General features: G+C 40.4%; 1 protein-coding gene. It reads left to right on the top strand.

What is annotated here, in order from left to right:
* Positions 1-70 precede the first annotated feature (70 nt).
* The coding region (locus GJQ66_RS14905) for a hypothetical protein (protein WP_230379609.1) at positions 71-270 on the top strand (200 nt) is incomplete at its 3' end.

Here is a 270-nt window from a genome sequence, read left to right as displayed (position 1 = left end):
AGCTTTTCATCTCACAGTAGCGGTCGACTTTGTTCAAGATACTTTGAGTCTAGTGAAAAGCACTTTGTTGGTGAATAGCTTTGTGGCCTTGGGCGCTTTTCTGTCTATCTTCGTGATTGATAAAATGTCGCCACTGCGTTTGCAGCGTTTGGGCTTTGTTTTTTCTTTTTTTGCTCTATTGGCATTAGGCTTTTTGCAGTCATTTAATCCAGCGCTCACCATGAGTGTTGTGATTACAGCTTTTATGACATACAACGTCTTTATCAATCT

Origin of the sequence: Microbacterium sp. ZXX196 (assembly GCF_009709595.1) — a bacterium.
Classification (GTDB): Bacteria; Actinomycetota; Actinomycetes; order Actinomycetales; family Microbacteriaceae; genus Microbacterium; species Microbacterium excoecariae.
Note: the sequence above shows the minus strand (reverse complement) of the source record. Positions and strands in the feature narration are given on the sequence as shown.